The sequence below is a fragment of the Nocardioides sp. Z50_6 genome (assembly GCF_058215755.1).
Map to the genome: position 1 here is coordinate 335,986 of NZ_JBZAJB010000004.1, position 24,405 is coordinate 360,390.

General features: G+C 72.6%; 28 protein-coding genes and 1 pseudogene. 19 read left to right on the forward strand and 10 right to left on the reverse strand.

The genetic code is table 11. The features are described from left to right. Positions 1–5: 5 nt before the first annotated feature. From galE to AC4BGE_RS12525, 3 genes are all read left to right on the forward strand, one after another. Positions 6–1,010 (forward strand): UDP-glucose 4-epimerase GalE, encoded by a 1,005-nt coding sequence (galE, locus tag AC4BGE_RS12515; RefSeq protein ID WP_490575494.1) that lies wholly within the window; start codon positions 6–8, stop codon positions 1,008–1,010. Between the two features lie 63 nt (positions 1,011–1,073). After that, complete coding sequence (locus tag AC4BGE_RS12520; RefSeq protein ID WP_490575495.1) at positions 1,074–1,538, forward strand: carboxymuconolactone decarboxylase family protein; 465 nt, start codon at positions 1,074–1,076, stop codon at positions 1,536–1,538. A gap of 1 nt (position 1,539) precedes the next feature. After that, positions 1,540–2,049 carry a carboxymuconolactone decarboxylase family protein gene (locus tag AC4BGE_RS12525; RefSeq protein ID WP_490575496.1) on the forward strand — a complete coding sequence of 170 codons (510 nt, stop codon included), beginning with the start codon at positions 1,540–1,542 and terminating at the stop codon, positions 2,047–2,049. Positions 2,050–2,053: 4 nt separating this feature from the next. Here the strand turns inward: AC4BGE_RS12525 and AC4BGE_RS12530 are convergent, their stop codons facing one another. The 4 genes from AC4BGE_RS12530 to AC4BGE_RS12545 form a co-directional block, all read right to left on the reverse strand. Next, positions 2,054–2,707 carry a hypothetical protein gene (locus AC4BGE_RS12530; RefSeq protein ID WP_490575497.1) on the reverse strand — a complete coding sequence of 218 codons (654 nt, stop codon included), beginning with the start codon at positions 2,705–2,707 and terminating at the stop codon, positions 2,054–2,056. Between the two features lie 209 nt (positions 2,708–2,916). Then, entirely contained in the window at positions 2,917–3,465 is a 549-nt protein-coding gene (locus AC4BGE_RS12535) for a hypothetical protein (RefSeq protein ID WP_490575498.1), read from the reverse strand. Between the two features lie 418 nt (positions 3,466–3,883). Continuing rightward, positions 3,884–4,534, reverse strand: coding sequence for a hypothetical protein (locus AC4BGE_RS12540; RefSeq protein WP_490575499.1), 651 nt, complete (start codon positions 4,532–4,534; stop codon positions 3,884–3,886). A 212-nt stretch (positions 4,535–4,746) separates the two neighbouring features. Beyond that, the gene (locus AC4BGE_RS12545; protein ID WP_490575500.1) at positions 4,747–5,268 is read right to left on the reverse strand and encodes a hypothetical protein; all 522 of its coding nucleotides are present in this window, start codon (positions 5,266–5,268) and stop codon (positions 4,747–4,749) included. Between the two features lie 221 nt (positions 5,269–5,489). Between AC4BGE_RS12545 and AC4BGE_RS12550 the strand changes: the two genes are divergently transcribed. Both AC4BGE_RS12550 and AC4BGE_RS12555 read left to right on the forward strand, forming a co-directional pair. Further along, a complete protein-coding gene (locus AC4BGE_RS12550; RefSeq protein ID WP_490571247.1) occupies positions 5,490–6,272 on the forward strand; it encodes an enoyl-CoA hydratase-related protein in 783 nt (260 codons plus the stop codon). Further along, complete coding sequence (locus AC4BGE_RS12555) at positions 6,269–6,970, forward strand: tyrosine-protein phosphatase (RefSeq protein ID WP_490571246.1); 702 nt, start codon at positions 6,269–6,271, stop codon at positions 6,968–6,970. Before AC4BGE_RS12550 ends, AC4BGE_RS12555 begins: the two co-directional genes overlap by 4 nt. Before the next feature lie 6 nt (positions 6,971–6,976). On the opposite strand, the gene AC4BGE_RS12560 is transcribed toward AC4BGE_RS12555, so the two are convergent. After that, entirely contained in the window at positions 6,977–8,329 is a 1,353-nt protein-coding gene (locus AC4BGE_RS12560) for an MFS transporter (RefSeq protein ID WP_490575501.1), read from the reverse strand. A 136-nt stretch (positions 8,330–8,465) separates the two neighbouring features. On the opposite strand from AC4BGE_RS12560, the gene AC4BGE_RS12565 reads away from it, so the two are divergent. From AC4BGE_RS12565 to AC4BGE_RS12610, 10 genes and pseudogenes are all read left to right on the forward strand, one after another. Further along, a complete protein-coding gene (locus AC4BGE_RS12565) occupies positions 8,466–9,572 on the forward strand; it encodes a hypothetical protein (RefSeq protein WP_490571244.1) in 1,107 nt (368 codons plus the stop codon). Between the two features lie 24 nt (positions 9,573–9,596). After that, positions 9,597–10,148, forward strand: a complete 552-nt coding sequence (locus AC4BGE_RS12570; protein WP_490575502.1) for a UGSC family (seleno)protein — start codon at positions 9,597–9,599, stop codon at positions 10,146–10,148. Between the two features lies 1 nt (position 10,149). After that, positions 10,150–10,377 (forward strand): annotated as a pseudogene (locus AC4BGE_RS12575) (helix-turn-helix domain-containing protein); the annotation flags it as partial. A gap of 9 nt (positions 10,378–10,386) precedes the next feature. Continuing rightward, positions 10,387–10,761, forward strand: a complete 375-nt coding sequence (locus tag AC4BGE_RS12580; protein WP_490575503.1) for an SbtR family transcriptional regulator — start codon at positions 10,387–10,389, stop codon at positions 10,759–10,761. A 144-nt stretch (positions 10,762–10,905) separates the two neighbouring features. Continuing rightward, entirely contained in the window at positions 10,906–11,937 is a 1,032-nt protein-coding gene (locus AC4BGE_RS12585) for an ABC transporter substrate-binding protein (protein WP_490575504.1), read from the forward strand. Further along, complete coding sequence (locus AC4BGE_RS12590; protein ID WP_490575505.1) at positions 11,930–12,820, forward strand: ABC transporter ATP-binding protein; 891 nt, start codon at positions 11,930–11,932, stop codon at positions 12,818–12,820. Before AC4BGE_RS12585 ends, AC4BGE_RS12590 begins: the two co-directional genes overlap by 8 nt. Further along, entirely contained in the window at positions 12,817–13,665 is an 849-nt protein-coding gene (locus AC4BGE_RS12595) for an ABC transporter permease (protein WP_490571239.1), read from the forward strand. The genes AC4BGE_RS12590 and AC4BGE_RS12595 overlap by 4 nt, the downstream gene beginning before the upstream one ends. Further along, on the forward strand, positions 13,656–14,441 hold the full coding sequence (locus AC4BGE_RS12600; protein WP_490571238.1) for an SDR family NAD(P)-dependent oxidoreductase: 786 nt from the start codon (positions 13,656–13,658) through the stop codon (positions 14,439–14,441). Before AC4BGE_RS12595 ends, AC4BGE_RS12600 begins: the two co-directional genes overlap by 10 nt. A gap of 57 nt (positions 14,442–14,498) precedes the next feature. Continuing rightward, entirely contained in the window at positions 14,499–15,728 is a 1,230-nt protein-coding gene (locus AC4BGE_RS12605; protein WP_490575506.1) for a cytochrome P450, read from the forward strand. Beyond that, complete coding sequence (locus AC4BGE_RS12610; RefSeq protein WP_490571236.1) at positions 15,725–16,264, forward strand: nuclear transport factor 2 family protein; 540 nt, start codon at positions 15,725–15,727, stop codon at positions 16,262–16,264. The genes AC4BGE_RS12605 and AC4BGE_RS12610 overlap by 4 nt, the downstream gene beginning before the upstream one ends. Before the next feature lie 12 nt (positions 16,265–16,276). Here AC4BGE_RS12610 and AC4BGE_RS12615 read toward each other — a convergent pair whose 3' ends face one another. After that, positions 16,277–16,606, reverse strand: a complete 330-nt coding sequence (locus tag AC4BGE_RS12615; protein WP_490571235.1) for a YidH family protein — start codon at positions 16,604–16,606, stop codon at positions 16,277–16,279. Further along, positions 16,603–16,965: a YidH family protein gene (locus tag AC4BGE_RS12620; RefSeq protein WP_490571234.1), complete on the reverse strand. Its 363-nt coding sequence runs from the start codon at positions 16,963–16,965 to the stop codon at positions 16,603–16,605. Before AC4BGE_RS12620 ends, AC4BGE_RS12615 begins: the two co-directional genes overlap by 4 nt. Before the next feature lie 71 nt (positions 16,966–17,036). On the opposite strand from AC4BGE_RS12620, the gene AC4BGE_RS12625 reads away from it, so the two are divergent. Genes AC4BGE_RS12625 through AC4BGE_RS12640 form a run of 4 tightly spaced genes read left to right on the forward strand, consistent with a single transcriptional unit; the run spans position 17,037 to position 20,015 of the window. Continuing rightward, the gene (locus AC4BGE_RS12625) at positions 17,037–17,975 is read left to right on the forward strand and encodes a glucosyl-3-phosphoglycerate synthase (RefSeq protein WP_490571370.1); all 939 of its coding nucleotides are present in this window, start codon (positions 17,037–17,039) and stop codon (positions 17,973–17,975) included. Continuing rightward, on the forward strand, positions 17,975–18,835 hold the full coding sequence (gene folP, locus AC4BGE_RS12630) for a dihydropteroate synthase (protein ID WP_490575507.1): 861 nt from the start codon (positions 17,975–17,977) through the stop codon (positions 18,833–18,835). The genes AC4BGE_RS12625 and folP overlap by 1 nt, the downstream gene beginning before the upstream one ends. Continuing rightward, positions 18,832–19,338: a class III extradiol ring-cleavage dioxygenase family protein gene (locus tag AC4BGE_RS12635; protein WP_490575508.1), complete on the forward strand. Its 507-nt coding sequence runs from the start codon at positions 18,832–18,834 to the stop codon at positions 19,336–19,338. The genes folP and AC4BGE_RS12635 overlap by 4 nt, the downstream gene beginning before the upstream one ends. Further along, positions 19,320–20,015, forward strand: coding sequence for a dihydrofolate reductase family protein (locus AC4BGE_RS12640; protein WP_490571231.1), 696 nt, complete (start codon positions 19,320–19,322; stop codon positions 20,013–20,015). The genes AC4BGE_RS12635 and AC4BGE_RS12640 overlap by 19 nt, the downstream gene beginning before the upstream one ends. Here AC4BGE_RS12640 and AC4BGE_RS12645 read toward each other — a convergent pair whose 3' ends face one another. The 3 genes from AC4BGE_RS12645 to AC4BGE_RS12655 all read right to left on the reverse strand — a co-directional run bounded on the left by AC4BGE_RS12645 (position 20,016) and on the right by AC4BGE_RS12655 (position 24,401). Beyond that, positions 20,016–21,497, reverse strand: a complete 1,482-nt coding sequence (locus AC4BGE_RS12645) for a hypothetical protein (protein WP_490575509.1) — start codon at positions 21,495–21,497, stop codon at positions 20,016–20,018. 259 nt (positions 21,498–21,756) lie between these two features. Beyond that, positions 21,757–23,544 (reverse strand): DUF8094 domain-containing protein, encoded by a 1,788-nt coding sequence (locus tag AC4BGE_RS12650; protein WP_490575510.1) that lies wholly within the window; start codon positions 23,542–23,544, stop codon positions 21,757–21,759. Between the two features lie 50 nt (positions 23,545–23,594). Then, positions 23,595–24,401: a helical backbone metal receptor gene (locus AC4BGE_RS12655; protein WP_490575511.1), complete on the reverse strand. Its 807-nt coding sequence runs from the start codon at positions 24,399–24,401 to the stop codon at positions 23,595–23,597. Between the last annotated feature and the right edge of the window lie 4 nt (positions 24,402–24,405).

Here is a 24,405-nt window from a genome sequence, read left to right on the forward strand (position 1 = left end):
CGACCATGAAGATCCTCGTCACCGGCGGCGCCGGCTACATCGGCACCATCACCTGCAAGGCGCTCGAGCAGGCGGGCCACACTCCCGTCGTCCTCGACTCGCTCTTCAGCGGCCCTCGGGTCTTCGTCGGCGACCGGATCTTCTACGAGGGCGACATCGCCGACCGGGAGCTGCTGCGCCGGGTCTTCGCCGAGCACCCCGACATCGACGCCACCATCCACATGGCGGCGCGGATCATCGTGCCGGAGTCGATGGAGCTGCCCTATGAGTACTACCGCGACAACGTGGCGAAGTCGCTGGAGCTCTTCGACGAGCTCGTCGCGCTCGGCAAGCCGCGGGTGCTCTTCTCCTCCTCCGCCTCCCTGTACGCCGAGAAGGCCGACTTCGAGGTCACCGAGGACGACCCGCTCGCGCCGGCCTCGCCGTACGCCCGTACCAAGCGGATGATGGAGCAGGTGCTCCAGGACATGGCCGAGGCCACCTCGCTGCGCGCGATCATCCTGCGCTACTTCAACCCCGTCGGCTCCGACCCCGACCTGGAGTCCGGCATCTACGTGCGCGAGCCCTCCCACGTGCTCGGCCAGCTGGTGATGGCGGCGCGCGGCATGAAGGACGCCTTCACCATCACCGGCGTGGAGCACCCGACCCGCGACGGCACCGGCATCCGCGACTACATCCACGTCTGGGACCTCGCGAAGGCCCATGTGCGCGCGGTCGAGCGGTTCGACGCCGTCCTGGCGGCCGAGGACGCGCCCAGCACGGTGATCAACGTCGGGATGGGCCAAGGGACGACGGTGCGCGAGCTCGTCGCCTCCTTCGAGCGGGTCTTCGGGCAGCCGGTGCCGGTCCGGGAGGCGCCGCCGCGCCCGGGTGACGCGGTCGGCGCGTTCGCGAATGTCGACAAGTCCTCGCGCCTGCTGAACTGGAAGACCGAGCTCACCCTCGACGACGCCATCGCCTCCGCGCTGGCCTGGGGCGAGAAGCGCAAGGAGATCCTCGGCTACGAGTGAGCCGTTGACCTACCGGCGAGTCGGTGGAAGATTGATGCGCATGGAATCTTCCCGGCAGACGCGATGAGCGCCCTGGCCCCGGGCGGCTACGCCCACCGCAGGGCTCCTGAGCTGGTCGAGGAGCTGCTCGCCATGAAGGACGTGGCCTCGGCGACGAGCCGTGGCCCCGAGGTCGAGCTGTGCCTGCTGCGGATGCGGCAGATGCACTCCGGCGACGGCACGGCGTCCGTCGTCCCGGTGCCCGCCGAGGTGGACCCGGCGAAGGTGGCGGCGCTGTCCCAGTGGTGGGAGTCCGACCTGTTCGGCGAGCACGAGCGGGCCTGCCTCAACCTCACCGAGCAGTTCGTGCTGTCGGTGAGCGCGGTGTCGCAGGCCGACATCGACGCCCTGAAGCCGGCGTGGTCCGAGGAGCAGATCTACGACTTCGTGATGGCGCTCTACGTCCAGGACCTCTCCTCGCGGGCCGACCTGGTGCTCGCCTCGATCTTCGACGACCAGCCGGTCGGCGACCAGAGCCTGGGAGGCTGACATGGAGACCATGAAGCCGCGCCTCGACATCCTCGAGCGGAACTCCGGACGCCGCGGCACCCCGCTCGACCGGGCGATCCGCAGCTATGCGCGGGTCGCCGTCCGCCAGGGCGGTCTCGACAGCCTGGTCACCGAGGCGGTCCGGCTGCGCTGTGCCCGCGTCCACGACTGTCGCCTGTGCCAGTCGCTGCGGTCGAGCGACGCCCTCGCCGCCGGCTTCGACGACGAGACCAGCGCCGCCATCGACCGATACGAGACCAGTGACCTGCCCGAACGGGTCAAGGTCGCGCTGCGCCTGACCGACGCGATGATCTTCACCCCCGTCGGCGTCTCCCAGGAACTGCGCGCCCAGCTGCTCGAGCACTTCTCCCCGGAGGAGGTCATCGAGATCGTCGGTGACATCGTGAAGTGGAGCAGCCAGAAGTCGCTGGTGGCCCTGCGGATGGAGTCCCCCGTCGAGGGCAGGAACGTCCTGACCTTCGACGAACGCGGCGACCACGTCCTGAGCTGACCCCTCAGCGCACCAGGGTGGGTCGAGCCTCGAGGACAGTGAGCTCCTCGGGGGTGCCGGTGATGGTGCGGGTGTCGGGGATGTCTTGCCAGGTGGGGTCGTCGCCGACGCGGTAGCGGCCCTTGTAGGTGACGTCCAGCCTAGGGCGGACCGTGGTGTCGGCCTGGGTGTAGCGGTGGGTGATCGCGTCGTCGGGTAGGGCCGCCCCGCCCTCGGGGAAGGGGGCGCCGCCGTGGGTGGTGGTGGTCGTGCTGGCGTCGTCCGGGTGGGCTCCGGGGCTGGTGTCCCAGGTCCAGGTGAAGGAGACAGGACTGGCCTCGATGGTCACCGGGTAGCCCAACAGACTGACCGACCGGGTCTCGGGGGTGGTGGATGGGGTGGAGAAGACCGTGTCGAGGTTGACCAGGGTCTCCCCGCCACCCGGTTGGACGACGAGGGTGGCCGCCGGCCACTCAAGCGTCGCGAAGGCGACGGCTACCTCTTCGGGACCGGGCTCACCCTGGACGTTGACCTCGTTCTCCTCTCCCAGGCACACGTGGCTGTCGAACGTCCAGGGGCCGCCGGCGCGGAGTCGGCGATCGACCAGGTAGCGCCCGGTCGCAGAGGCTTCGTCGCAGTAGGCAGGACGGTCACAAGGTCCCTCGTCGATGGGGCGCACCCCCGTCTCCAGGTCTTGGCAGAGCCTCCTGACGCGATATTCGTACTCGCTGATAGTGCTGTTGATGCGCTCGCGGGTCTCTTCGGGCGTGCGAGTGCACGCCACGCTCACGTCACGGAAAGACACGTCTGTGCTGCATTCGTCGGCGGCTGGGTTTGGTACCGGGGCCGGATTCAGCGAACTGACGAGGAGGAGGACTGCTGCGAGGCTCACAGCGGCCTACGAGACAGGTCGACGAGCGTGAAACCCTCAGGCGTTCGCCGGAGGGTGAGCATGTACTTGGTCTTGCCGCCGGCCAAGCGTTCCACGGGCGCGGTGCTTGCACTCTTGTAGCGGGTGGGTGCGACGGTCACCCAGATGTCGTAGCTGCGGGGCGACATCTTCTCGAGCTTGGTGATCTCCATGCCGTCCCACTCGACGAACCCCCCGGCTGCGTACATCTCCTCGATGCGGTCAGCGGTTTCGCGGCATGGTGCGCACTCACTGGCGATCTGGTTGTGCGCCCTGGTGTCTCCGGTGTTGTGCATCTCCAGGTCCGTGTCCACCCACCGCTGGATGAACTCCTCCGGTGTCTCCTCGACACTCGCCTCCGCCTCCGCCTCCGCCTCCGCCTCCGCCTCCGACGGTGACACCGACGCCGACGGCTCGGCGAACTTGGGCTCCGCATCCTCCGCACACCCACCGAGGGAGAGCGCCAGGGCCCCAGCGAGGAGGACGAGCGAGCGTCGCGCGGACGGGCCTGGTCGTCGTACAGACATGGAGTACCTCCCCCGGAAGAGCCGTGCGCGATCGACAGTAGGGGCAGCCCTCGGCCCTGCCCGGGGCTGTCCACAGGCGTCCCGCGTGGGAAAGGGGAGACCGCCGGAAGTTCCCCAATCCGGGGGAGAGTGAGGAGGCCCCACGAAGGAGCGTGGGTCGCAGAGTCCAGAGGGCAGCGCAGTCATCGGACTGGGCGAAGGACGATGTCGGAAACCAGGAAACCATCGGGGGTGGCTTCAAGTTCGAACTGATATTTCGTCAGGCCGCCGGAGTAGTTCTTGAGTGCCGCGGACCGCGACGCTTTGTACCGAGGAGCACGGGCGCGCGTCCCGCGGAGGAGCGCGGGCGTCGTGCAGACATGGAGATCCTGTCCAGAGGTGCGCCCCGGCCTCCTGGGCGGACGTTCCGCGCACGCGGTCAGCGCACCAGGGTGGGTCGGGCCTCCAGGACGGTGAGCTCCTGGGGGGTGCCGGTGATGGTGCGGGTGTCGGGGATGTCTTGCCAGGTGGGGTCGTCGCCGATCCGGTAGCGGCCCTTGTAGGTGACGTCGACCCTAGGGCGGACCGTGGTGTCGGCCTGGGTGTAGCGGTGGGTGATCGCGTCGTCGGGTAGGGCCGCCCCGCCCTCGGGGAAGGGGGCGCCGCCGTGGGTGGTGGTGGTCGTGCTGGCGTCGTCCGGGTGGGCTCCGGGGCTGGTGTCCCAGGTCCAGGTGAAGGAGACAGGACTGGCCTCGATGGTCACCGGGTAGCCCAACAGACTGACCGACCGGGTCTCGGGGGTGGTGGATGGGGTGGAGAAGACCGTGTCGAGGTTGACCAGGGTCTCCCCGCCACCCGGTTGGACGACGAGGGTGGCCGCCGGCCACTCGAGCGTCGCGAAGGCGACGGCTGCCTCTTCGGGACCGGGCTGACCCTGGACGTTGACCTCGTTCTCCTCTCCCAGGCACACGTGGCTGTCGAACGTCCAGGGGCCGCCGGCGCGGAGTCGGCGATCGACCAGGTAGCGCCCGGTCGCAGACGCCTCGCAGTAGGCAGGGCGGTCACAAGGCCCCTCGTCGATGGGGCGCACCCCCGTCTCCAGGTCTTGGCAGAGCCTCCTGACGCGATATTCGTACTCGCTGATCGTGCTGTTGATGCGCGTCTGTGTTTCGCCCGCAGACCGCTCGCATGTCAACCCCGTGGTAGTCATGTCGACGTTCTCCTGGCATCTATCCCCGGCCACCGCCCCCGGCGGTGGCACCGGGTTCAGGGTGAGGAGGACCGTCAGCATGGAAACGAGGCTCATAGGGGCCTCAATGCCAGGTGCGTCAGGGTGAAGCTCTCACCGGCGCGACGCAGGGTCAGGACGTACTTGGTCGGCCCGCCGTCGATCCGCTCCACAGGAGCGGAGGCTGACGGCCTGTAGCGCGTGGGAGACGACGTGACCCACACGTCGTATCGGCGCGGGTAGAGCTTCTCGATCTTCGTGATCTCCATGCCGTCCCACTCGACGAAACCACCTGCTGAATGGATGGCCTCGATGCGCTCGACAGTGGCGGAGCACGGCTCGCATTCCCGCGTGAGCTCCCGGTACTCGGATGTGTTTCCCGTGGTCTGCATTTCGTGGTTGGACTCGGCCCAGCGCTGGATGAACTCCTCCGGCGTCTCCGCCTGCGCAGCCTCGCTCGCCGCGGACGCGGAGGGGGAGGAGGACGCTGACTCGGTGGGCTCGGCGATCCGGGGGACAGGCTCGTCCTCGGCGCATCCGGCGACCGCGAGCGAGAGAGCTGCCAGCAGCGTGGCGAGCGTGCGACATACGGCCATGGTGTTCCCCTCCGAACGGACCGGTGCGCGTCGAGACTAGGGAGGTTCGAGCGTCCCGTTCCCCGCTGTCCACACCCGTGGGAGGCGCTCAGGCGGGTGCGGGCGAGGGCGCCGGTCAGGTTCCCCGATCTGGGGTAGGGGTGGGGTCCGCCCGAAGCGGTGCCCGGGCCTCAGTCAGGACCCGGTGCCGAGCCCGGGACCGGCTTCCCTAGTCTGGGGTCGTGAACGATCCTGAGTTGTTGGTGACCAAGGCGGACGGCGTCGTGACGGTGGTCTTCAACCGTCCGCAACGGCACAACGCCTTCACGAAGGCGATGTACGGCGAGCTGCGCGAGCTCTGCGAGGACCTGCAGAACCGCCCGGAGGTGCGGGTCCTGGTGCTGCGGGGCGCCGGCGGCCGGGCGTTCGCGGCGGGCAACGAGATCTCCGACTTCCTCGAGGCCGACGCCGTCGCCTACGAGGAGTGGATCCGCGAGCTGCTCGGCCTGCTCTTCGCGGTGCCCCAGGTGACCGTCGCGGCCATCGACGGCTTCTGCGTCGGCGGCGGGCTGGCCGTCGCCACCCACTGCGACATCCGGATCGCCACCCCCGAGTCGCGCTTCGGCTACCCGATCGCCAAGACCCTCGGCAACGCCCTCGCCGCCCCGATCGTGCACCGCTGCGCGGCGGTCTTCGGCGAGTCCCTGACCCGCAAGATGCTGCTCACCGGCCGCCTCGTCGACGCCGAGCGGGCCTTCTCCGTCGGCGCCCTCACCGAGATCACCGAGGACCTCAACGGCACCCTCGACGAGCTGGTCGGCGAGATCATCGGCGCCTCCGCCACCACCCAGCGCGCCACCAAGCAGCAGCTCCACGCCCGCGCCACCGAGCAGGAGCACGCGCCCGCCTTCGACGAGGAGCTGCTGCGCGAGGTCTACACCGGCGAGGACTTCGCCGAGGGCGTCCGCGCGTTCCTCGCCAAGGAGAAGCCGCAGTTCGCCAAGAAGGTCCTGGACGAGGAATGACGGCACCCGGGGCGGACCGGCTGGTCAACCTCCGCGACCTCGGCGGCCTGCCGGTCGCCGGCGGCGGGGTGACCCGGCACGGGGTGCTCTACCGCAGCGACGCCCCCCACCCCGACGACCGCGACCCCGAGCACGTCGCGCACTGGCCCCCGGCCACCGTCGTCGACCTGCGGATGGAGCGCGAGGCCAACCGGGTGCCGTACTCCCTGGAGGGCGCCGAGCGGATCCTGCACCCGCTCCACGAGGCCGCCGCCCCGGAGAACATCCGCGACGCCGCCATCGGCGAGCTCTACCGGCACATCCTCGACTCCGCCGCCGACCGGGTCGCCGCAGCGGCCGGGATCGTCGTCACCCGGCCGGGCCCCGCCCTGGTGCACTGCACCGCCGGCAAGGACCGCACCGGGATCGTGGTCGCCGCCCTGCTCCTCAGCTCCGGAGTCGCCCGCGCCGACGTCATCGCCGACTATGCGCTGACCGGCGACAACATGGACGCCGTGGTCGCGCGCATCCGCAAGCACCACAACCCCACCCGCAAGCCGGTCAACCCCCAGTGGCTGCTCACCTCCGCCGAGGCGATGGCCGAAGTCGTCGAGGTGATCGACGACCCCCGGCACGGCGGCGCGCGCGGCTGGCTGGTCGAGCACGGGACCCCCGAGGCCGCGCTGGACGACTGGACGGCCGGCTTCCGCGAGGGGTGAGACCCCTCAGGGGCGCAGCCGGACCGCCCGGACGGCGTACAGCAGGGAGACCGCCACCATCACCACCCCCGTGCCGCAGCAGACCAGCATCGCCCGGGTGAAAGCCGCAGCGTCGGGCGTGCCGTCGAAGGTGAGCACGAAGACGCCCAGGGTGCTGCCGAGGGAGAACCCGAGGTAGCGCACGACCATGGTGAACCCCAGGCTGCTGCCGGTCTCCGAGGCCGGCACCGAGCTGACCAGCAGCCCCGGGATGGCGGCCAGCGCGAGCCCGCTGCCGGTGCCGGCGAGCACCATCCCGACCACCAGCTGGGCCAGCGAGTCGTGGCAGAGCGTCACCCAGCCGAAGGCCGCCAGGTAGGTCGCACAGCCCAGCGGCAGCAGGTAGACCCGGTCGATCACCGTCGCCAGCCGCAGCCCGACCCGGCTCGCGGCCACGCTCAGCACCGAGTAGGGCGCGATCAGCCACCCCGCGGCGCCGGGGCCGTGGCCCAGCCCCCAGCCGTCGGCCTGGACCACCACGGTCACCAGCGGCAGCAGCAGGTAGGCACCCACCCCGACCAGGAACGAGGTGGAGTGCGCCAGCAGCGGCACCGGCTGCAGCGCCAGCCGCAGGTCGACGATCGGGCGCGGGGTGCGCCGCACCCACCACCCCCAGGTGAGCGCGCAGACCACGGCCAGCCCGAACGCCGTCAGCAGGAACGGCCTACCGGCCGTGGTCGCCTCGGCCAGCCCCACCAAGGCCGCGGTGGTGCCGCCGGAGAGCAGCAGGGTGCCCACCCAGTCGACGCGGGCGGGCTCGTCCCACGGGTTGACGGGGAGCACTGCCAGGCAGAGCCCCAGGGTCGCGGCGCTGAGCAGCGTGCCGGTCAGGAAGGCCACGTGGATCCCCCACGCCTCGGCGATCATCGAGGCGAACGGGAAGCCGAGCCCCGCCCCGGCCACGGTGGTGACCGAGAGCAGGGAGATGCCGCCGGCCCGCCTGGCCACCGGGAGGTGGGTGCGGGCGATCGCGATCGCCACCGGGGTGAGCCCGTAGCCCAGGCCCTGCAGGCCGCGGCCGGTGAGGAAGACCCCGAAGCCCAGCGGGAAGGCGCAGAGCAGGCCGCCCAGGGTCACCGCGGCCAGCCCGGCGACCACCACCGCGTTGCGGTGCCGGGTCGCCGAGAGCCGCCCCAGCACCGGCGTCGCCGCGGCGCCCACCAGCAGGCTCGTGGTCAGCGACCACTGGGCGGTGTCGAGGGAGACGTCGTACTCGCCGGCGATCTCCGGCACCAGGGGGGCGCCCAGCGCCCCGATCAGTGAGGTGACGGTGGTCAGCAGGACCAGGGCGGGCAACAGGAGAGGGGCGACGACAGGCACGGTGGCGTCACCTTAGGCACCACGACGGGACCCGGCGCCAGGGACCCGCCGAAAACTGGTCACCGGAAACGGATTGACTCAGTCCGTTTTGGTTCCTACTGTGGGTCAGGTCACACCAGAGGCGAAGGAGATGGCCATGTCGGAGCTGCTCGAGCTCGACCAGGACGACGTCGCGGAGGAGTTCTTCCGGCGCGGCTGGACCGACGGCCTCCCGGTCGTGCCGCCCACCGTGCCCGCCGTCGACGCGATGCTGGCCGCCGTCGACCTCGAGCGGGACGACGTCATCGGCGGCATCCCGCGGCGCGGCCGCTCGGTGACGGCCGAGCAGGCGGCGGTCAACGCGGTGATGGCCGGCTGCCTCCCGTCGTACTTCCCGGTCGTGGTGGCCGCCCTCTCGGCCTCGCTCGACCCCACCTTCAACGCCCACGCCGCCTGGACCAGCACCGGCGGGGCGGCCACCTGCGTGGTGGTCAGCGGCCCGCTGGCCCACGAGATCGGCATGAACTCCGGCCACAACGCGCTCGGCGCGGGCAACCGGGCCAACGCCACCATCGGCCGCGCGGTGCGGCTGGTGGCGCGCAACGTCTTCGGCGCCGCCACCGGCGACCTCGACGCCTCGTCGCTGGGCAACCCCGGCAAGTACACGCTCTGCTTCGCCGAGGCCGACCCGGCCGCGCCCTGGTCGCCGCTGCGGGTGCAGGAGGGCTACGAGCTCGAGGACACCACGGTGACCGTGATGGCGACCGAGGCCCCGCGCCAGGTGGCCAACCACCTCTCCGAGGTGCCCGAGCAGGTGCTGCGCACCTTCGTCTCGGCGATGAAGGCCTCCTCCAACTTCCCGGTCGGCAAGGGCGGGCAGGGCATCGTCGTCCTCGGTCCCGAGCACGCCCTGGCGCTGACCCAGGCGGGCTGGACCCAGGAGCAGACCCGCGAGTTCCTGGCCCGCGAGAGCCGGGTGACCCCTGCGGAGCTGCTCGCCGACGGCGTGCCCCTCGAGGTCAACAGCCAGCACGACATGACCCCCGGCCCCGACGGCCGGCTGCCCTCGATGGCCAGCGCGGACGACGTCTTCCTGGTCACCGCCGGCGGCGGCGGCCCGGGCTGGTCGGCCTACATCCCCAGCTTCGCCGGCGTCCAGCACGTGCGCGCGGTGACCCGACGGGTGCGCACCCTCGGCGAGGCGATGCCCGACTGCGGGCCCGACGCCTGCGAGATCGACTTCTCCAAGCTCGCCAAGGCCTGACCCCTTCGACGCCCGGGAGGGCCCATGAACACCATCACCGTCCACGTGCCGGCCGTCGCCGACCCGCCCGCCGAGGCGATCAGCCTGGCCGTGCGTCCCGCCCTCGCCGGCGCCCGGCTCGGGCTGGTCGACAACGGCAAGCCCCGCGCCGGCGACCTGCTCAAGATGGTCGGCGTCGAGCTCAAGGAGACGCTCGGCCTCTCCGAGGTGGTGATGATCAGCAAGGCCTCGGCCGCCGTCCCGCTCGACGACCACCAGATCGCCGACCTGGTCGCCCGCACCGACCTGGTGATCGCCGGCGTCGGCGACTGCGGGTCGTGCAGTGCCTCCTCGCTCCAGGACGCGCTGCTGATGGAGCGCGCGGGCGTCGCCTCGACCGTGCTGATCACCGAGGTCTTCGTCTCCCACGTCGCCCGCTTCGCCGCCAACCTCGGCGCCCCTGGCTACCACAGCCTGGTGGTGCCGCACCCGGTGGCGACCAAGGGCGACGACCGGCTGGCGACCCTGGCCCGCTCGGTCGTCCCGGCGGCGACCGACCAGCTCGGGGGTCCCGCCCTCGTGACCCCGGGGGGCTGAGATCGTCACCGGCACGCCGGACGTCCAGGGCGGCGTCGACGAGGGCGTCGGGGAGGTCCCGCAGCGCCGCCCGCGGGCCGACGCCGCGCGCAACCGCCGGCGGGTCTCCGACGCCGCGGTCGCCGTCTTCGCCGAGCGCGGCCTCAGCGCCACGGTCGCGGAGATCGCCGAGCGGGCGGATGTCGGAAACGCCACCGTCTTCCGCAACTTCGCCACCAAGGAGGAGCTGCTCGGCGAGGTGGCCACCCGCTGGCTCGTGGAGTGGGCCGAGGTGCTCGAGGAGCGGGTCGCCGGTGACGACCGCGACGACACCCTGCGCGAGCTGATCGTCGAGGTCGTGGAGCGCTTCCGGCGCAACAGGATGGCGCTGGACCTGCTGCGGGCCGGCGACCTCGACGAGCGGATGAGCAGCGCCCGCGCCCGGGTCGAGGCCCGCTTCACCCTGGCGCTGCGCCGGGCCGTGCGCGCGGGGCTGGTCCGCGACGACGTCTCCTACGCCGACCTGACCCTGCTGATCCTCGGGATGGCCGGCCGGCTCTCGGAGCAGGGCCGCTCGGACCCCGAGCAGTGGCACCGGGTCGCCGTGCTCGCCTGGACCGCCATCCGGGTCTGAGAGCCGGCCGGGAGTCGGCTCCGCCGGCGGGTCGACACCCCGCTGTGGACCAGTCCCTGGCACCTCCATGACTCCCTATTCATATTCACTATTGTCAGATATCGTGTGATTTACGTCACACTCGTCCCGAACGCAGGAGTGCTCATGAATTCAGGTCTTCGCCGCGGCTTCCGTCGCCCCGCCCTCGCCGTCGCGTGCGTCGGGATGCTCGCGCTCACCAGTGCCTGCGGAGGTGGCGACGACGGTGACGAGGGCTCCGACGCCGTGACGATCGCGAACTTCGCCGGCGCCGGAATCACCGTGCCCGACCAGATCGCCGCCGAGAAGGGGTTCTTCGAGGAGCGGGGCATCACCCCCGACTTCGTCCAGGTCACCTCGGCCGGCACCCAGCTCGCCGCCCTCACCTCCGGCTCGATCGACGTCGCCCAGAACGCCGTCAGCCAGGTCATGGCCGCCCAGCAGCAGGGCCAGGACGTCCGCTTCTTCTGCGGCGGGGTCGACAAGGCGTGGAACGTCGTGATGGTCACCGAGGACTCCGACATCGAGACGGTCGACCCGGCCGACTGGAAGGAGGGGATCAAGGCGCTCGAGGGCAAGACCTTCGGGCTCGACAGCCTCGGCGCCGGCCAGGAGGCCTACTTCCGCTCGCTGGTCGACCAGGCGGGCGCCGACATCGACTCCATCAACCTGGTCGCCGTCGGCACCGTGGGCGAGGCCGCGGCCACTCTCGGCTCCGGCCGGGTGGACGCGATCTTCGGCTACCCCTTCGTGCAGCAGTCGGAGGTGGCCGCCGGCAACGCCCGGGTCGCCGTCGACATGGTGAAGTCGGGCGAACAGCTGCCCTTCCACACCGGCTACTTCGCCACCACCGAGTGGCTCGAGGAGAACCCCGAGAAGGCGAAGGACTTCTGCGAGGCCATCACCGCGGCCGACGAGTGGCTCCAGGACGACGCCAACTCCGCCGACGTCGTCTCCTTCCTGGCCGACGACTTCGGTCTCGACGAGGCGGTCGCCGAGCAGTTCGTCGGCCCCGACGGGATGACCGCGATCTTCTCCCCGGAGCTCGACTGCGCGGCGATCGACCTCAGCGCCGAGCAGGCCGAGGCGGCCAAGACGGTCGCCTCCGACCCCACGATCCGCTGTGCCGACATGCTCTGGGAGGGACTCGATGACTGAGGCCGCCGCCCCCGAGCGAGCCCGTGCCGTGAGCGCCACGACGCAGCCCTCCGTGCTGAAGGCCAGCAACCTGACCTTCCACTACCCGCCGCGCAAGAAGCACGGCTCGCCCTTGGCCCGCCTGCGGCCCAGGTCGGCCGGCGAGGCAGCGGCGACGGTGCCGATCCTCGACGACGTCAGCCTCGACGTCGCCAAGGGTGACTTCGTCGCCCTGGTCGGCCCCAGCGGCTGCGGGAAGACCACGCTGCTCCACGTCTTCGCCGGGCTCCTCGCCGCCGCCGACGGCGCCGTCGAGGTCAACGGCCACGCCCCCCAGATGGGCAGCAAGGACACCTCCTACATGTTCGCCCGCGACGCGCTGCTCCCGTGGCGCGACGCGCAGCGCAACGTCGAGCTCGGCATGGAGGGGGAGGGGATCTCCCGCTCCGAGCTGCAGCAGCGCTCCACCGAGGCGCTGCGCTCGGTGGAGCTGGAGCACCTCGCCGCCAGCCACCCGAGCCAGCTCTCCCAGGGCCAGCGGCAGCGGGTCGCGCTGGCGCGCACCATGGCGCCCAACCGCGACATCCTGCTGATGGACGAGCCCTTCGCCGCCCTCGACGCCCAGACCAAGCTGCGCCTGCAGCGCGAGCTGCTGCTCTTCTGGGAGTCCAACAAGCCCGAGGACCGCGCCACCGTCCTCTTCGTCACCCACGACCTGCAGGAGGCGCTGCTGCTCGCCGACCGGGTGATCGTGATGCACCCCCACCCGGGCCGCATCGCCTACGACCACACCGTCGACGTGCCCCGGCCCCGCCACACGCGGCTGGAGGAGATCCTCTTCGAGGACAGCTTCCGCACCCTGCACCGACAGCTCTTCGACGAGCTCAAGGAGGGCGAGCGATGAGCGTCGCCACCGCCGAGGCCACCGGCCCCACCGCCGACCCCACCAGAGGCAAGGCGCCGCGGCGCCGCGCCAAGGGCCCGTCGGGCTCCTTCTGGCACAGCCGTCGCGCGGTGCTGCTCAGCCAGGTGGTGCTCTTCGTCGTCCTGATGTTCGCCTGGGACGCGCTGGGTCGCTACGAGCTGGTCGACAAGTCCCTGATCTCCGGGCCCCTGGAGGTCTGGGAGCAGCTGCGCAACCTCTACGAGTCGGGCTCGCTGTGGAGCCAGACGCTGGCCACCATGCACGCGGTCGGCCTCTCGCTGCTGATCGGCGTCCCGCTCGGCGGGCTGGCCGGACTGGTGCTCGGCTCCTCGAACTACCTCGACCGGGTCTTCGAGCCCTTCCTGGTGCCGCTCAACTCGCTGCCCCGCATCGCGCTGGCGCCGCTCTTCATCGTCTGGTTCGGCCTCACCGTCAACGCCAAGGCCGCGGTCGGCGTCACCCTGGTCGTCTTCATCATGCTCTTCAACACCCGCGCCGGGGTGAAGGAGACCAACCGCGACCTGCTGGTGCTGGCCGACTCGCTCGGCATGTCGACGACTCAGCGCTACCGCAAGATCGTGCTGCCGGGCTCGGTGCCGGTGGTGGTGGCCGGCATCCGGCTCTCGCTGACCTACGCCCTGCTGGGCGTCATCGCCAGCGAGATGATCGGCTCGCGCGACGGTCTGGGCACCGACATCGTGCGCTACAGCAACACCCTCCAGGTCGGTGGTGTCTTCGCCGTGCTGGTGGTGCTGGCGCTGATCAGCTTCGTGATGGACCGGCTGCTGGGCGTCTTCGAGCGGTGGGTGCTCAGATGGCAGTGACCGCCCCCGCCCCCCGCCTCCTCGACGAGGTGGTCGTGGTCACCGGCGCCGCCCGCGGCCTCGGTGCCGCGATCGCCCGGTCGGCCGCCGAGGCGGGCGCCCACGTGCTCATCGGCGACCTCGACAAGGCCGGGGTCGACCGGGCCGTCGAGGAGCTGACCGCCGACGGGCTCTCCGCCCACGGGGCCGTGCTCGACGTGACCGACGCCGCCTCGGTCGACGCCGCGCTCCGCACGGTGCTGGAGTGGCAGGGCCGGGTGACCGGCCTGGTCAACAACGCCGGCCGGCTGATCGAGGCCGACGTCGTCTCCCTCACCGAGGACCAGTGGGACGCCGTCATGGACGTCAACCTCAAGGGCGCCTGGCGGATGTGCCGGGCGCTCATCCCGGCGATGCTCGAGGCCGGTGGCGGGGCGATCGTCAACATCTCCTCCCTGGAAGGGCTCTTCGCCCGACCCGGCCACGTCGCCTACGCGGTCAGCAAGGCGGGCATGCTCAACCTGACCCGGGCGGTCGCCGTCGACTTCGGCCGCCAGGGCATCCGCTGCAACGCGATCTGTCCCGGCAGCATCGAGACCGCCCTGCTCACCCAGCACCTCGAGGGCACCGGCGACCCCGCCGCGGCGGCCGCCGACCTGATCGGCCGCAACTACTCCGGCCGGCTGGGCCGCCCCGACGAGGTCGGGTCGACGGCGCTCTTCCTGCTCAGCCGCGAGGCGGAGTACATCAACGGCTCGCACCTCGTGATCGACGGCGCCCGCGGCGCCACCACCTGACAGCTGCCTGACCGCCCACCTGACAGCCACCTGACGCCCCCCGAGGAGACAGACACCGTGCTGGAACAAGAGTTCGACCGGGTGGTCGCCGACGACCCCGACGTCGACCGGGCGGCCGTCTTCGCCCGGCTCCGCGAGGAGAGCCCCGTCTTCTTCAGCACCACCCTGGGCGCCTGGGTGGTCAGCCGCTACCACGACGTGCGCGGCGTGCTGCGCGACGCCGGGAGCTTCCGGGCGGTGCAGAGCGGCCCCGGCGCCCCGCCGTACGGCCGCACCTACCTGCACATGGAGGGCCACGAGCACGCCAAGAAGGTCGGCGTCGTGGCCAACCGGATCCGCAGCCGCAACGCCCTGCGCGACGGCCTCGACGACCGGGTCCACGACATCGCCGTCCGCACCGCGGAGGCGCTCACCCTGGGCTCGCCGATCGAGCTGCGCCGCGAGTTCGCGATGTGGATCCCGCTGCTGGCCATCACCGAGATGACCGACCTGGGCCACGAGGAGTCGTTCGAGCGCTGGTACCGCGCGGTCGGCAACGGCGGCGTCGCCAGCGTCAACAACCCCGAGGCGAGGACCCGCGCCCTGGCCGCCCGCGACGAGCTCGAGCAGTTCCTCGCGCCGTACGTCGAGCAGCGCCGCCGCGAGCCCGGCGACGACCTCGTCTCCTCGCTGGCCACCGCCGAGTACGACGGCAAGCCGCTGCCGCTCTCCGAGATCGTCTCCTCGGTGGTCTTCCTGCTCGTCGCCGGCGTCGAGACCACCGAGCGGGTGCTGGCCAGCATGCTGCGCCACGTCGCCACCGAGCCGGCCGTGTGGCAGTGGCTGCGCGAGCGGCTCGACGACGAGGACGCCGTCGCCGCCCTCTCGGCGGAGGCGCTGCGCTACTTCCCGCCCGTCAACGGCCTGATGCGCCGCACCGTCGCCGACGTCACCATCGGCGACACCCTGGTGCCCGACGGGGAGCGGGTCTGCCTGCTGCTGGTCTCGGCCAACCGCGACCCGGAGGTCTTCGCGGATCCCGAGTCCTTCCGCCACGACCGCTACCTCGGCCAGGGGAGCAAGCAGTTCACCGCCGCCGGGGAGATCCTCCCCTTCGGTGCCGGCAGCCACTACTGCGTCGGGGCGCGCCTGGCCCAGACCGAGATGCGGCACGCGCTGCGCGAGCTCGGCAGCCGGGTCGCCCGGATCGAGCCGGCCGGCGAGCTGCCGCGCGACGAGGGGTTCATGCTGCGCTGCCCACCCTCGGTGCCGGTCGTGCTGCACGCGGCCGCGGAGGTGCTGGCATGAGCGAGGAGCTGCTCGAGCGGGTGCGCCGCATCGAGGACAGGATCGCCATCGAGGAGCTGCTGGCGCGCTACGGCAACGCCTGCGACGACCGCGACATGGAGGCGCTGGCCGCCTGCTTCGCCAGCGACTTCGAGTTCGACTCCGTGGCCGGCCACTCGGTGGGCCGCGACGCCGCGATGCGCTACTACGGCGAGCGGCTCAGGTCCTACGGCGTCACCCTGCACATCCCGCACACGCTGGTCCTCGACGAGCTGGAGCAGGACACCGCACGCGGCACCGTGCTCTCCAGCGCCGAGATGGAGATCGACCACGAGATGTTCGTGACCGGCTTCCGCTACCACGACCGCTACGTCCGCGACGAGGGTCGCTGGCGCTTCCGCTCCCGCCAGGTGCTGGCCTTCTACGCGATGCCGCTGCGCGAGCTGGCCGGCCGCCTCGACCCGCTGCGGGTCCGGTGGCCCGGCACGGAGCCCAAGGCCGCGCCGCTGCCCGAGCTGCTGCCCAGCTGGGAGCGGTTCCGGCAGGCGGCCGAGTGAGCACCGCCGGCGTCAGGCCCTGAACAGGTAGACGACCTCCAGGGCGGCGATCAGGGCGACGACGACCGAGAGCGCGAGCGTCGGACCGCCGTCCGGCCGCTCGGCGCCCTCCTGGTCCTCGTCGTAGCGGTGCCACCCCTCGCCCAGCACCCAGGCCGAGAAGAGCAGCACCAGGCCCATCGGGATCAGCGCGTAGACCCCCAGGGTCGACCACATGTGACGGGCGGCGGCGATGCCGACGGCGACCAGGGCGAACGTCGTCCGCTGCCAGGTCATCACGTCGCGCGCCTCGGACCCCCCGGGGTCCCGGGGGTCGGGCACGCCGGGGGGCGGCTCGCTCACAGCCAGGACACGACCATCACGATGCCGATGCCGATGATCGCCAGCACGAAGACCACCGCGAACCCCATCGAGGGGATCGACTCGTTGCGGCGCATCGCCCGCTCCGTCGTCCCCCAACGCAGCCAGCTGACCACCGCGCAGAGCAGCGCGAGGACGACCAGGGTCAGGGCCATCGCGGTCTGCACCGTGCGGGAGACCGACAGGTCGACCACGTCGAGCGCCATCCCCGCGGCGAGCAGCGCGAGCGCGGTGCGGACCCAGGTCAGGAAGGTCCGCTCGTTGGAGAGGGTCGACTGGTAGGGCGGGTCCTGGCCGGGTCCGTAGACCCACCGGGGCCAGGGGGGCCGCTTGGTGTCCATTGCTCCAGTGTCACCCACCGGAGCCCCGTTGTCGCGGGTCGCGAGACACGCCTGCGTAGGCTGACGCCGTGATGGAGGACTGGTTCGCGCGGCGCACCCACCGCTGGCAGGACTGGTCGCTGGCGGACCTGCGCACCGCCAAGGGCGCCACCCGGGTCAGCCTCGTCGTCCCGGCCCGCAACGAGGCCGCCACCGTCGGCGACGTGGTGACCCGCTGCCGCGAGGTGCTGCTGGAGACCGCCGCGCTGGTCGACGAGATCGTGGTCGTCGACTCCGACTCCACCGACGCGACCTACGAGGTGGCCACCGACGCCGGCGCCGTGGTGCACCGCAGCGCCGAGATCCGCCCCGACCTCGGCAGCCGCCCCGGCAAGGGGGAGGCGATGTGGAAGTCGCTCTTCGTCACCTCCGGCGACGTCCTGGTCTTCATGGACGCCGACCTCACCGACTGGGACACCCACTTCGTGCCCGGCCTGCTCGGCCCGCTGCTCACCGACCCCGCGGTGCAGCTGGTCAAGGGCTTCTACCAACGCCCCGGTGGCGGGGAGGCCGCCGGCCCCTTCGAGGGCGGCCGGGTCACCGAGCTGGTCGCCCGCCCGCTGATCGCCCTGCTCTTCCCGCCGCTGGCCGGGCTGGTGCAGCCGCTGGCCGGGGAGTGGGCGGTGCGCCGCGACCACTTCGCCGGCCTCGAGGTGCCCACCGGGTACGCCGTCGAGCTGGCCGCGCTGATCGACACCTGGCGTGGCGCCGGTCTCGACGCCATCGCCCAGGTCGACCTGGGTCGCCGCGCCCACCACCAGCAGCCGCTGCTCGACCTCGGCGCGATGGCCACCCAGATCCTCACCGCCGGGTGGGCGCGCTCCAGCCACAGCCACCACGCCGACGCCATCGCGCTGACCCAGTTCCTGCCGGCCGCGACGGGCGACGGCGTACGCCCCCAGGTCTCGCGGGTGCCGGTCGACCAGCGCCCGCCCGCCGGGCCGCTGCTGCGGGACGCGGGGGTGGCCTGATGCTGCGGCTGCGCTCGCGCTGCTTCGACGACGACGCCACCCTGATGATGGCGATCGTCAACCGCACCCCCGACTCGTTCTACGACAAGGGCGCCACCTGGGGTGAGGACGCCGCCTTCGCCCGCGTCGAGCTGGTCGTCTCCCAGGGTGCCGAGATCGTCGACATCGGCGGGATCAAGGCCGCCCCCGGCGCCGAGATCGGCGAGGCCGAGGAGAAGGCGCGGGTCGTCGACTTCGTCGCCCGGGTCCGCGAGGCGTTCCCCGAGGTGGTGATCTCGGTCGACACCTGGCGGGCCTCGGTGGGCGACGCCGTCTGCGAGGCCGGCGCCGACCTGCTCAACGACGCCTGGGGCGGGGCCGATCCCGAGCTCGTCGACGTGGCCGCCGCCCACGGGGCCGCCCTGGTCTGCACCCACACCGGCGGGGTGCAGGTGCGCACCCGCCCGCACCGGCTGGAGTACGCCGACGTGGTCGCCGCCGCGATCGCCGACACCACCGCCTACGCCCGCCGCGCGCTGGCCGCCGGGGTGGCCCGGGAGTCGATCATCATCGACCCGGCCCACGACTTCGGGAAGAACACCTTCCACTCCCTGGAGGTCACCCGCCGCCTGGGCGAGATGGTGGAGACCGGTTGGCCGGTGCTGGTCTCGCTCTCCAACAAGGACTTCGTCGGCGAGACCCTCGACCTCCCGGTGGGGGAGCGGCTGGTCGGCACCCTGGCCGCCACCGCGGTCAGCGCGCTGGCCGGAGCGCGGATCTACCGGGTGCACGAGGTCGTGGAGACCCGGCAGACGGTCGACATGGTGTGGTCCATCGCGGGGCGCCGCCCGCCCGCCCGGGCGATCCGGGGGCTGGCATGAGGATCGTCATCGCGCCGCCGACGCCGGCGCTGCTGCCGGCGTACGCCTCGCTGGTCGACCCGGTCGCCGACCTGCGCGCCGCCTGCGCCGCCGCGGTGGACTGGCTCGGCCCCTCGGTGCGGGTGCTCGCCGACGACGGCGAGGCGGCGCGGATCGGCGAGGTGCTGCTCGGCCGGCGCAGCGACTTCGACGGCGAGGACCTGCTGGTGATGGCCAACGGCTCCGCCCGCCGCTCCGAGCGGGCGCCCGGGCACCTCGACCCGCGGGCGGCCGGCTACGACGACTGGCTGCGCCAGCTGCTTCGCCTCGGCGACCTGGCCGGGCTGGCCTCCCTCGACGTCGACGAGGGCGAGGAGCTGCTCGCCTCCGGGCTGCGCTCGCTCAGCCTGCTGGCCCGCCAGCTGACCGAGCGCGGGGTCTCGGTCGGGGAGGTCCAGGTGGACCTCGATGCAGATCCCTACGGTGTCCAGTACTGGGTGGTGAGGTGGCAGTGCGCGTCCTGATGGGTCCCGTCTCCGGCGAGGTGGACGACGAGCAGCTCGCCGACCTCTACGCCGCCCCGAGCCGACCGTGGCTGCGGGTCAACATGGTCGCGACCGTCGACGGCGCCGCCCAGGGCGAGGACGGCCGCAGCGGCGGCATCAACAACGCCGTCGACAAGCGGGTCTTCCGGGCGTTGCGCCGGATGGCCGACTGCCTGGTCGTCGGCGCCGGGACGGCGCGGGCCGAGGGCTACGGCCCCGCCCAGCTCCCGATCGTCGTGGTGACCCGCTCGGGGAGCGTGCCCGAGACGCTGCGCGGCGCCGACCCGGGTCGGGTGCTGCTGGCCACCACCGCGAAGGCCCCCCACCTCGACGAGGCCCGCGACCTGCTCGGCGCCGACCACGTGTGGTGCCTCGACCACCCGGACGCCCCCGGCGAGGTCGACCTGGTGCTGCTCAAGGAGCGGCTGGCCGAGCGCGGCTGGACCGACGTCCTCAGCGAGGGCGGCCCCCAGCTGCTCCGCGACATGATGGCCGTCGGGGTCGCCGACGAGCTCTGCCTGACCGTGGTGCCCCGGTTGATCGCGGGGGAGCACCTGGCCATCACCGCCGGCCCGCCCGTCGACGTCCCGCTGGAGCCCACCGTGCTGCTCGAGGAGGACGGCACCCTGCTCGGGCGCTGGCTCGTGCGGCGCTGATCAGCTCAGCTTGTCGGAGAGCGCGCTCCCCAGGACGCGGGGACGCCCCTGGTCGGGTAGGTGGATGACCGAGGTGACGGAGTGGTCGTTGTAGAGCTCCCCGCCGTCCTCACCGTTGACCTTCTCCCAGCCGTCCTTCCACGACATCGAGTAGCCGGGCGACGGCACGAGGGTGACCTGCATGTCGTGCCCGAGGATCGCCAGGTGGCCGTCGGCAACCTCGACGAGGCGCAGCTGCTGGGCCGGATCGAGGGTGGGGGAGCTGCGCACCGCGATCCTGTAGCTCGCGCCGTCGGCGACCTCGAGCCGTTCGGCACGGGCCCGCTGGAGCCTCTTGCTGATGCGCAGGCCGCGGGGGGTGGCGGTCTGCCACCAGGCCTCCAGCTGCCGCGCTGCCTTCTTCGCTGCTCGCTCCACCGACTCCGGGACGGCGCCGGCCTCCTCGGCCGGCTCCGGGAGGTCGTCGACCGCCGCGGTCGAAGTGGCACGCCACGGCTCCCGCACCGACTCCCGGGTCACCACGAGGAGCGAGGGCACGTCGTCCCGGGTCTTCGGGGACCCCTTGTCCGGCTTCTCGTCGGTCTCGTCGGGACTGCCGTCCGCCGTCAGCTCCACGGCCGCCCAGAGCGGGTAGCCCCCGAAGCGGGGCGCATAGAGCAGCCCGGCGTCGGCGTCGCGCCCGGACTTCTTCCACGTCATCACGCCCGCGGCGGCCGCGGCGCTGTCGTACTGGGCGTCGCGCAGCATCGGCCCGGCCAGGACGTCGCCCAGCCGCGAGGAGTCGTATGGCCGACGCATCGCCCGCTTGGTGGCGGCCAGGAAGCGCTGATCGACCTCGGCGACCACGTCGGGCGCCTCCTCCGGCGTCAGCGCCGGCTTGGAGGCCGGCTCGACAGCGACGCTGGCGGGCAGCGCGCACCCGCCGGCCAGCACACCGACGGCGACGAAGCCGGCAACGTTGCGCACCGGGGCGCCGGCGCCCGTGCGCTGCCGGGGCACGCCCGACCCGGTGGTGGACTCGTCCGGGTGCGGCGTGCCCGTACGGCGTCGCTTGCTGCGCCGGCGCAGCACCCACCCGGCGAGCAAGAGCAGCACCCCGGTGCCGGCGATCGCGAGGCAGACGGCGAAGAGGCCCCCGATCCTCGCGCCGACCGTGACGGTCAGCGCCTCGCCCCCCAGGGGAGCGGCCAGGACGGCGACGGGGTCACCGGTCAGCGGCACCTCGAGCTCCTGGACGCCGCCACCGTGGGTGGAGTCGGTCCACAGGTCGAGCGTCGTCGGGTCGGTGATCTCCTCGTCGCCCTCGATGTCCCGGCCGATGAGCTCGAGGAACCGGACGCCGGTCAGCTCGCGGTGCGCCACGTCGTCCAGCAGGTCGTCGACATCGACCCGATGACCGACCCCGACGAACGCCTCCGTCGGTGACTGAGCCCGGACGACGAGGCTCGCCCCGGTGAACGCGGTGACCCGTGGTGCGGTCACCGCCGGAGAGCCTGCCTCGAGGGGTGTCAGTCGGACCGTGTCGTCCGGGCCGACGAGGGCCGATGCGCCGAGCCCGATGCCCAGGAGCAGCAGGCCGAGCAGCAAAAGGGCAGCATGAATCAGTCGTCGCATGACGTGGTGGTCCCCCCATGAGTACCGAGAGTCGCGGCCTCCCCGACCGCGACACCAGCACGCTAGCGGTCCCGCACGGAGGCCGGGGCCGCTGTCCACAGGCGAGACGACACCGCTGCCGGCGGGGTCACAGCAGGTCGGCCCAGCCCCTGATCCGCAGGGCGGTGGTGGCCAGCACCTGCGGGTGGGCGCCGGTGCGCAGCAGCGCCAGCGTGGTCAGCGCGTGGGTCTCGCTGCCGAAGGTGAGCTGGTGGACGGTGACCAGGATCCGGTGGCCGCCACGGACCTCGACCACGTGGCTCTGCTCGCTCGGCTCCGGCCACTCCACGATCGTCGGGGGCAGGAAGCCCGGGACGAGCTCCTCGCGCAGTCGGCTGGTCGCGCGGTCGACGACCAGGCCGCCGGCGGTGCCCTCCTGCCACCAGCCACCGATCAGGTCGCTGGTGGCCGCGGCCTCCTCGAGCGCCGAGCCGGACAGGTCGCGGGGCTCCGGCTGCGGCTCCGGGACCGTGTCGCGGGCGACGTCGACGGCGGCGGTGGCCCGCCAGGGCTCGACGAAGGCGTCACGGGTGAAGACCACCAGCGACCGGCCCACGCCCTTCTCCTTGACCACCACCGCGGCCCACAGCGGGTAGTCGCGGAAGAGCGGGGCGTGCACCTGCTCCCCGATCAGGACGGGCGGGCGCACCCGCGGCTCCTCGCCGGTGAGGCGCTGGACGGCGGCGCGCCACTCGGAGGCGGCCAGCAGGGGCCCGGCCTGCGCCAGGGGCCAGGAGGTGTCGTCGGAGCGGGGAGCGCGCGAGCGGCGCGCCGCCCGGGTCCGCCGCACGGCGTAGTCGTCGAGCGCCTCGGCGACCGCGGCCGGCTCCAAGCCGGGCTTCTCGCCGGACTGGTCGTCGCCGGCGGCCAGGCCGCAGCCGCTGAGCAGGAGTGCCAGCAGCAGCAGGAACGTCGTACGCCGGCGTCGCCGCCGCGCCCACCAGCCCAGGACGAGCGTGGCCGCGCCGACCGCCACCCCCGCGCCGAAGCCCGGGCGAGCGGGGGGACGGACCGGCACCGGCCTGGCCGGTTCAGGGACCGGTTCAGGGACCGGTTCAGGGACCGGTTCAGGAACGGGCGCAGGAACGGGCGCAGGAGCCGGTGCGGGGACGAGCTCAGGAGCCGGTGCAGGGATCGGCTGGGCGACCGGCGGCTCCTGGGGAGCCTCGGCAGGTTCACCGGCGAGCTCCCCGGCGACTCCCTGGGCCGGCGGGGCGACGGCGACGCGACGGCGGCTGCGCCCGGCCACCACCCACGCGACGATCAGGCCCAGGCCCAGCGCCACATTCAGCAGCGTCTTGGTGAAGATCCCCGCCACGTGCACGCCGAACGACATGGTGACCGCCTCGCCGGGTCGCGTCGGCACGGCCAGCAGGTCGATCGGCCGGCCGTGCAGGTCGATCTGGACCTCCTGGACCCCGTCGCCCTCGGCGCGCTCGCGCCAGCCGACCAGGCGCTCGGGTCGCAGCAGCGCCGGCACGCCCTCGGTGAAGGACCCCTCGCGCAACCCGAGGGAGTCGACCTGGACGTGCCGCACGCCCTCGACGAGGTCGCTGACGTCGAGGCGGTCGGCGGCCCCCAGGAAGACGCCGCCCGGCGCCTGCGCCCGGACCACCAGCGTCGCGCCGCCCAGCGCGGTCGACACAGGGCGGACCACCGACGGCAGGCCGGCGGTGGCCGCCGACTGTGTCTGCTCGCCGAGCATCAGAGTGTCGTCGGGGCCGTGGGCCACGGCGCCCGCCCCGCCCGCCACGACGAGCAGCACCCCGAGCACCAGGACGGCGCGGTGACGCAGGGCGGCCAGGCGCGGACGGGGGAGCCAGTGCGGCCAGGACCGGCCTGACAGCCGAGACGGCCGAGGGCGGTCTCGCAGCATGGCGTCTCCCCCCTGGAACGGCCGTGGCGGTGCGGGGCACGTTAGCGGAGTCAGGCCTCCCGGCCGGGGCGGGTCGCCGCGATCCGGGACAGCACCGCGTGCGCCTCGACCAGCGACGGCCCGTACCAGGTGAGCAGGCGTCCCTCGACGAGCTCGGTGGGGGTGCGGCCGAACGCCTCCGGGCCGTCGTCGGCGGAGAAGGCGTAGGGCTCGTCGGGGAGCAGCACCAGGTCGGCGCCGGCGGCGTCGAGCTCCTCGACGGGCAGCGTGGGGTAGCGGTCCGCGTGCCCGGCCAGGACGTTGGGCAGCCCCGCGCGGGCCAGCAGGTCGCCGGTGAAGGTGTCGCGACCGACCGCCATCCACGGGTCCCGCCAGATCGCGGCCACCGTGCGGGCCCGGGGCGGCAGCGGGTCGCCGCACCACAGGTCGCGGGCCTCGGCGAGCCACCGCGGACGCGGCCAGCCCAGCGCGACGTCGAAGAGTCGCTCCAGCGACCTGATGGCCTGCGGCACGGTCTCGATCTCGGTCACCCACACGCTCACCCCGGCGTCGCGGAGCCGGTGCACGTCGAGCTCGCGGTTCTCCTCCTTGTTGGCCACGACCAGGTCGGGCGCGAGGGCGGCGATCGCCTTCGTGTCGGGGTTCTTGGTGCCCCGGACCCGGGTGGCGGTGAGCCCCTCGGGGTCGGGGCACCAGTCGGTGACGCCGACCAGGGCGTCGGCGTCGACCGAGGCCATCGCCTCGGTGAGGGAGGGGACCAGGCTGACCACCCGGCGTACGACCGGCGGCCGGGCGACCACGACACCGAGGTCGTCACGCGGGGGCTCGCCAGGGATCGGATCGCGTGAGACGGGCACGAGA

Bases quoted from the DNA above. Each gene is read 5' to 3' on its own strand.
- AC4BGE_RS12620 (WP_490571234.1), bottom strand. From the start codon at position 16,965: ATGGACACCAAGCGGCCCCCCTGGCCCCGGTGGGTCTACGGACCCGGC.
- AC4BGE_RS12520 (WP_490575495.1), top strand. From the start codon at position 1,074: ATGAGCGCCCTGGCCCCGGGCGGCTACGCCCACCGCAGGGCTCCTGAG.
- folP (WP_490575507.1), top strand. From the start codon at position 17,975: ATGCTGCGGCTGCGCTCGCGCTGCTTCGACGACGACGCCACCCTGATG.
- AC4BGE_RS12555 (WP_490571246.1), top strand. From the start codon at position 6,269: ATGACGGCACCCGGGGCGGACCGGCTGGTCAACCTCCGCGACCTCGGC.
- AC4BGE_RS12545 (WP_490575500.1), bottom strand. From the start codon at position 5,268: ATGGCCGTATGTCGCACGCTCGCCACGCTGCTGGCAGCTCTCTCGCTC.
- AC4BGE_RS12595 (WP_490571239.1), top strand. From the start codon at position 12,817: ATGAGCGTCGCCACCGCCGAGGCCACCGGCCCCACCGCCGACCCCACC.
- AC4BGE_RS12525 (WP_490575496.1), top strand. From the start codon at position 1,540: ATGGAGACCATGAAGCCGCGCCTCGACATCCTCGAGCGGAACTCCGGA.
- AC4BGE_RS12535 (WP_490575498.1), bottom strand. From the start codon at position 3,465: ATGTCTGTACGACGACCAGGCCCGTCCGCGCGACGCTCGCTCGTCCTC.
- AC4BGE_RS12610 (WP_490571236.1), top strand. From the start codon at position 15,725: ATGAGCGAGGAGCTGCTCGAGCGGGTGCGCCGCATCGAGGACAGGATC.
- AC4BGE_RS12600 (WP_490571238.1), top strand. From the start codon at position 13,656: ATGGCAGTGACCGCCCCCGCCCCCCGCCTCCTCGACGAGGTGGTCGTG.
- galE (WP_490575494.1), top strand. From the start codon at position 6: ATGAAGATCCTCGTCACCGGCGGCGCCGGCTACATCGGCACCATCACC.
- AC4BGE_RS12650 (WP_490575510.1), bottom strand. From the start codon at position 23,544: ATGCTGCGAGACCGCCCTCGGCCGTCTCGGCTGTCAGGCCGGTCCTGG.
- AC4BGE_RS12585 (WP_490575504.1), top strand. From the start codon at position 10,906: ATGAATTCAGGTCTTCGCCGCGGCTTCCGTCGCCCCGCCCTCGCCGTC.
- AC4BGE_RS12635 (WP_490575508.1), top strand. From the start codon at position 18,832: ATGAGGATCGTCATCGCGCCGCCGACGCCGGCGCTGCTGCCGGCGTAC.
- AC4BGE_RS12625 (WP_490571370.1), top strand. From the start codon at position 17,037: ATGGAGGACTGGTTCGCGCGGCGCACCCACCGCTGGCAGGACTGGTCG.
- AC4BGE_RS12570 (WP_490575502.1), top strand. From the start codon at position 9,597: ATGAACACCATCACCGTCCACGTGCCGGCCGTCGCCGACCCGCCCGCC.
- AC4BGE_RS12565 (WP_490571244.1), top strand. From the start codon at position 8,466: ATGTCGGAGCTGCTCGAGCTCGACCAGGACGACGTCGCGGAGGAGTTC.
- AC4BGE_RS12590 (WP_490575505.1), top strand. From the start codon at position 11,930: ATGACTGAGGCCGCCGCCCCCGAGCGAGCCCGTGCCGTGAGCGCCACG.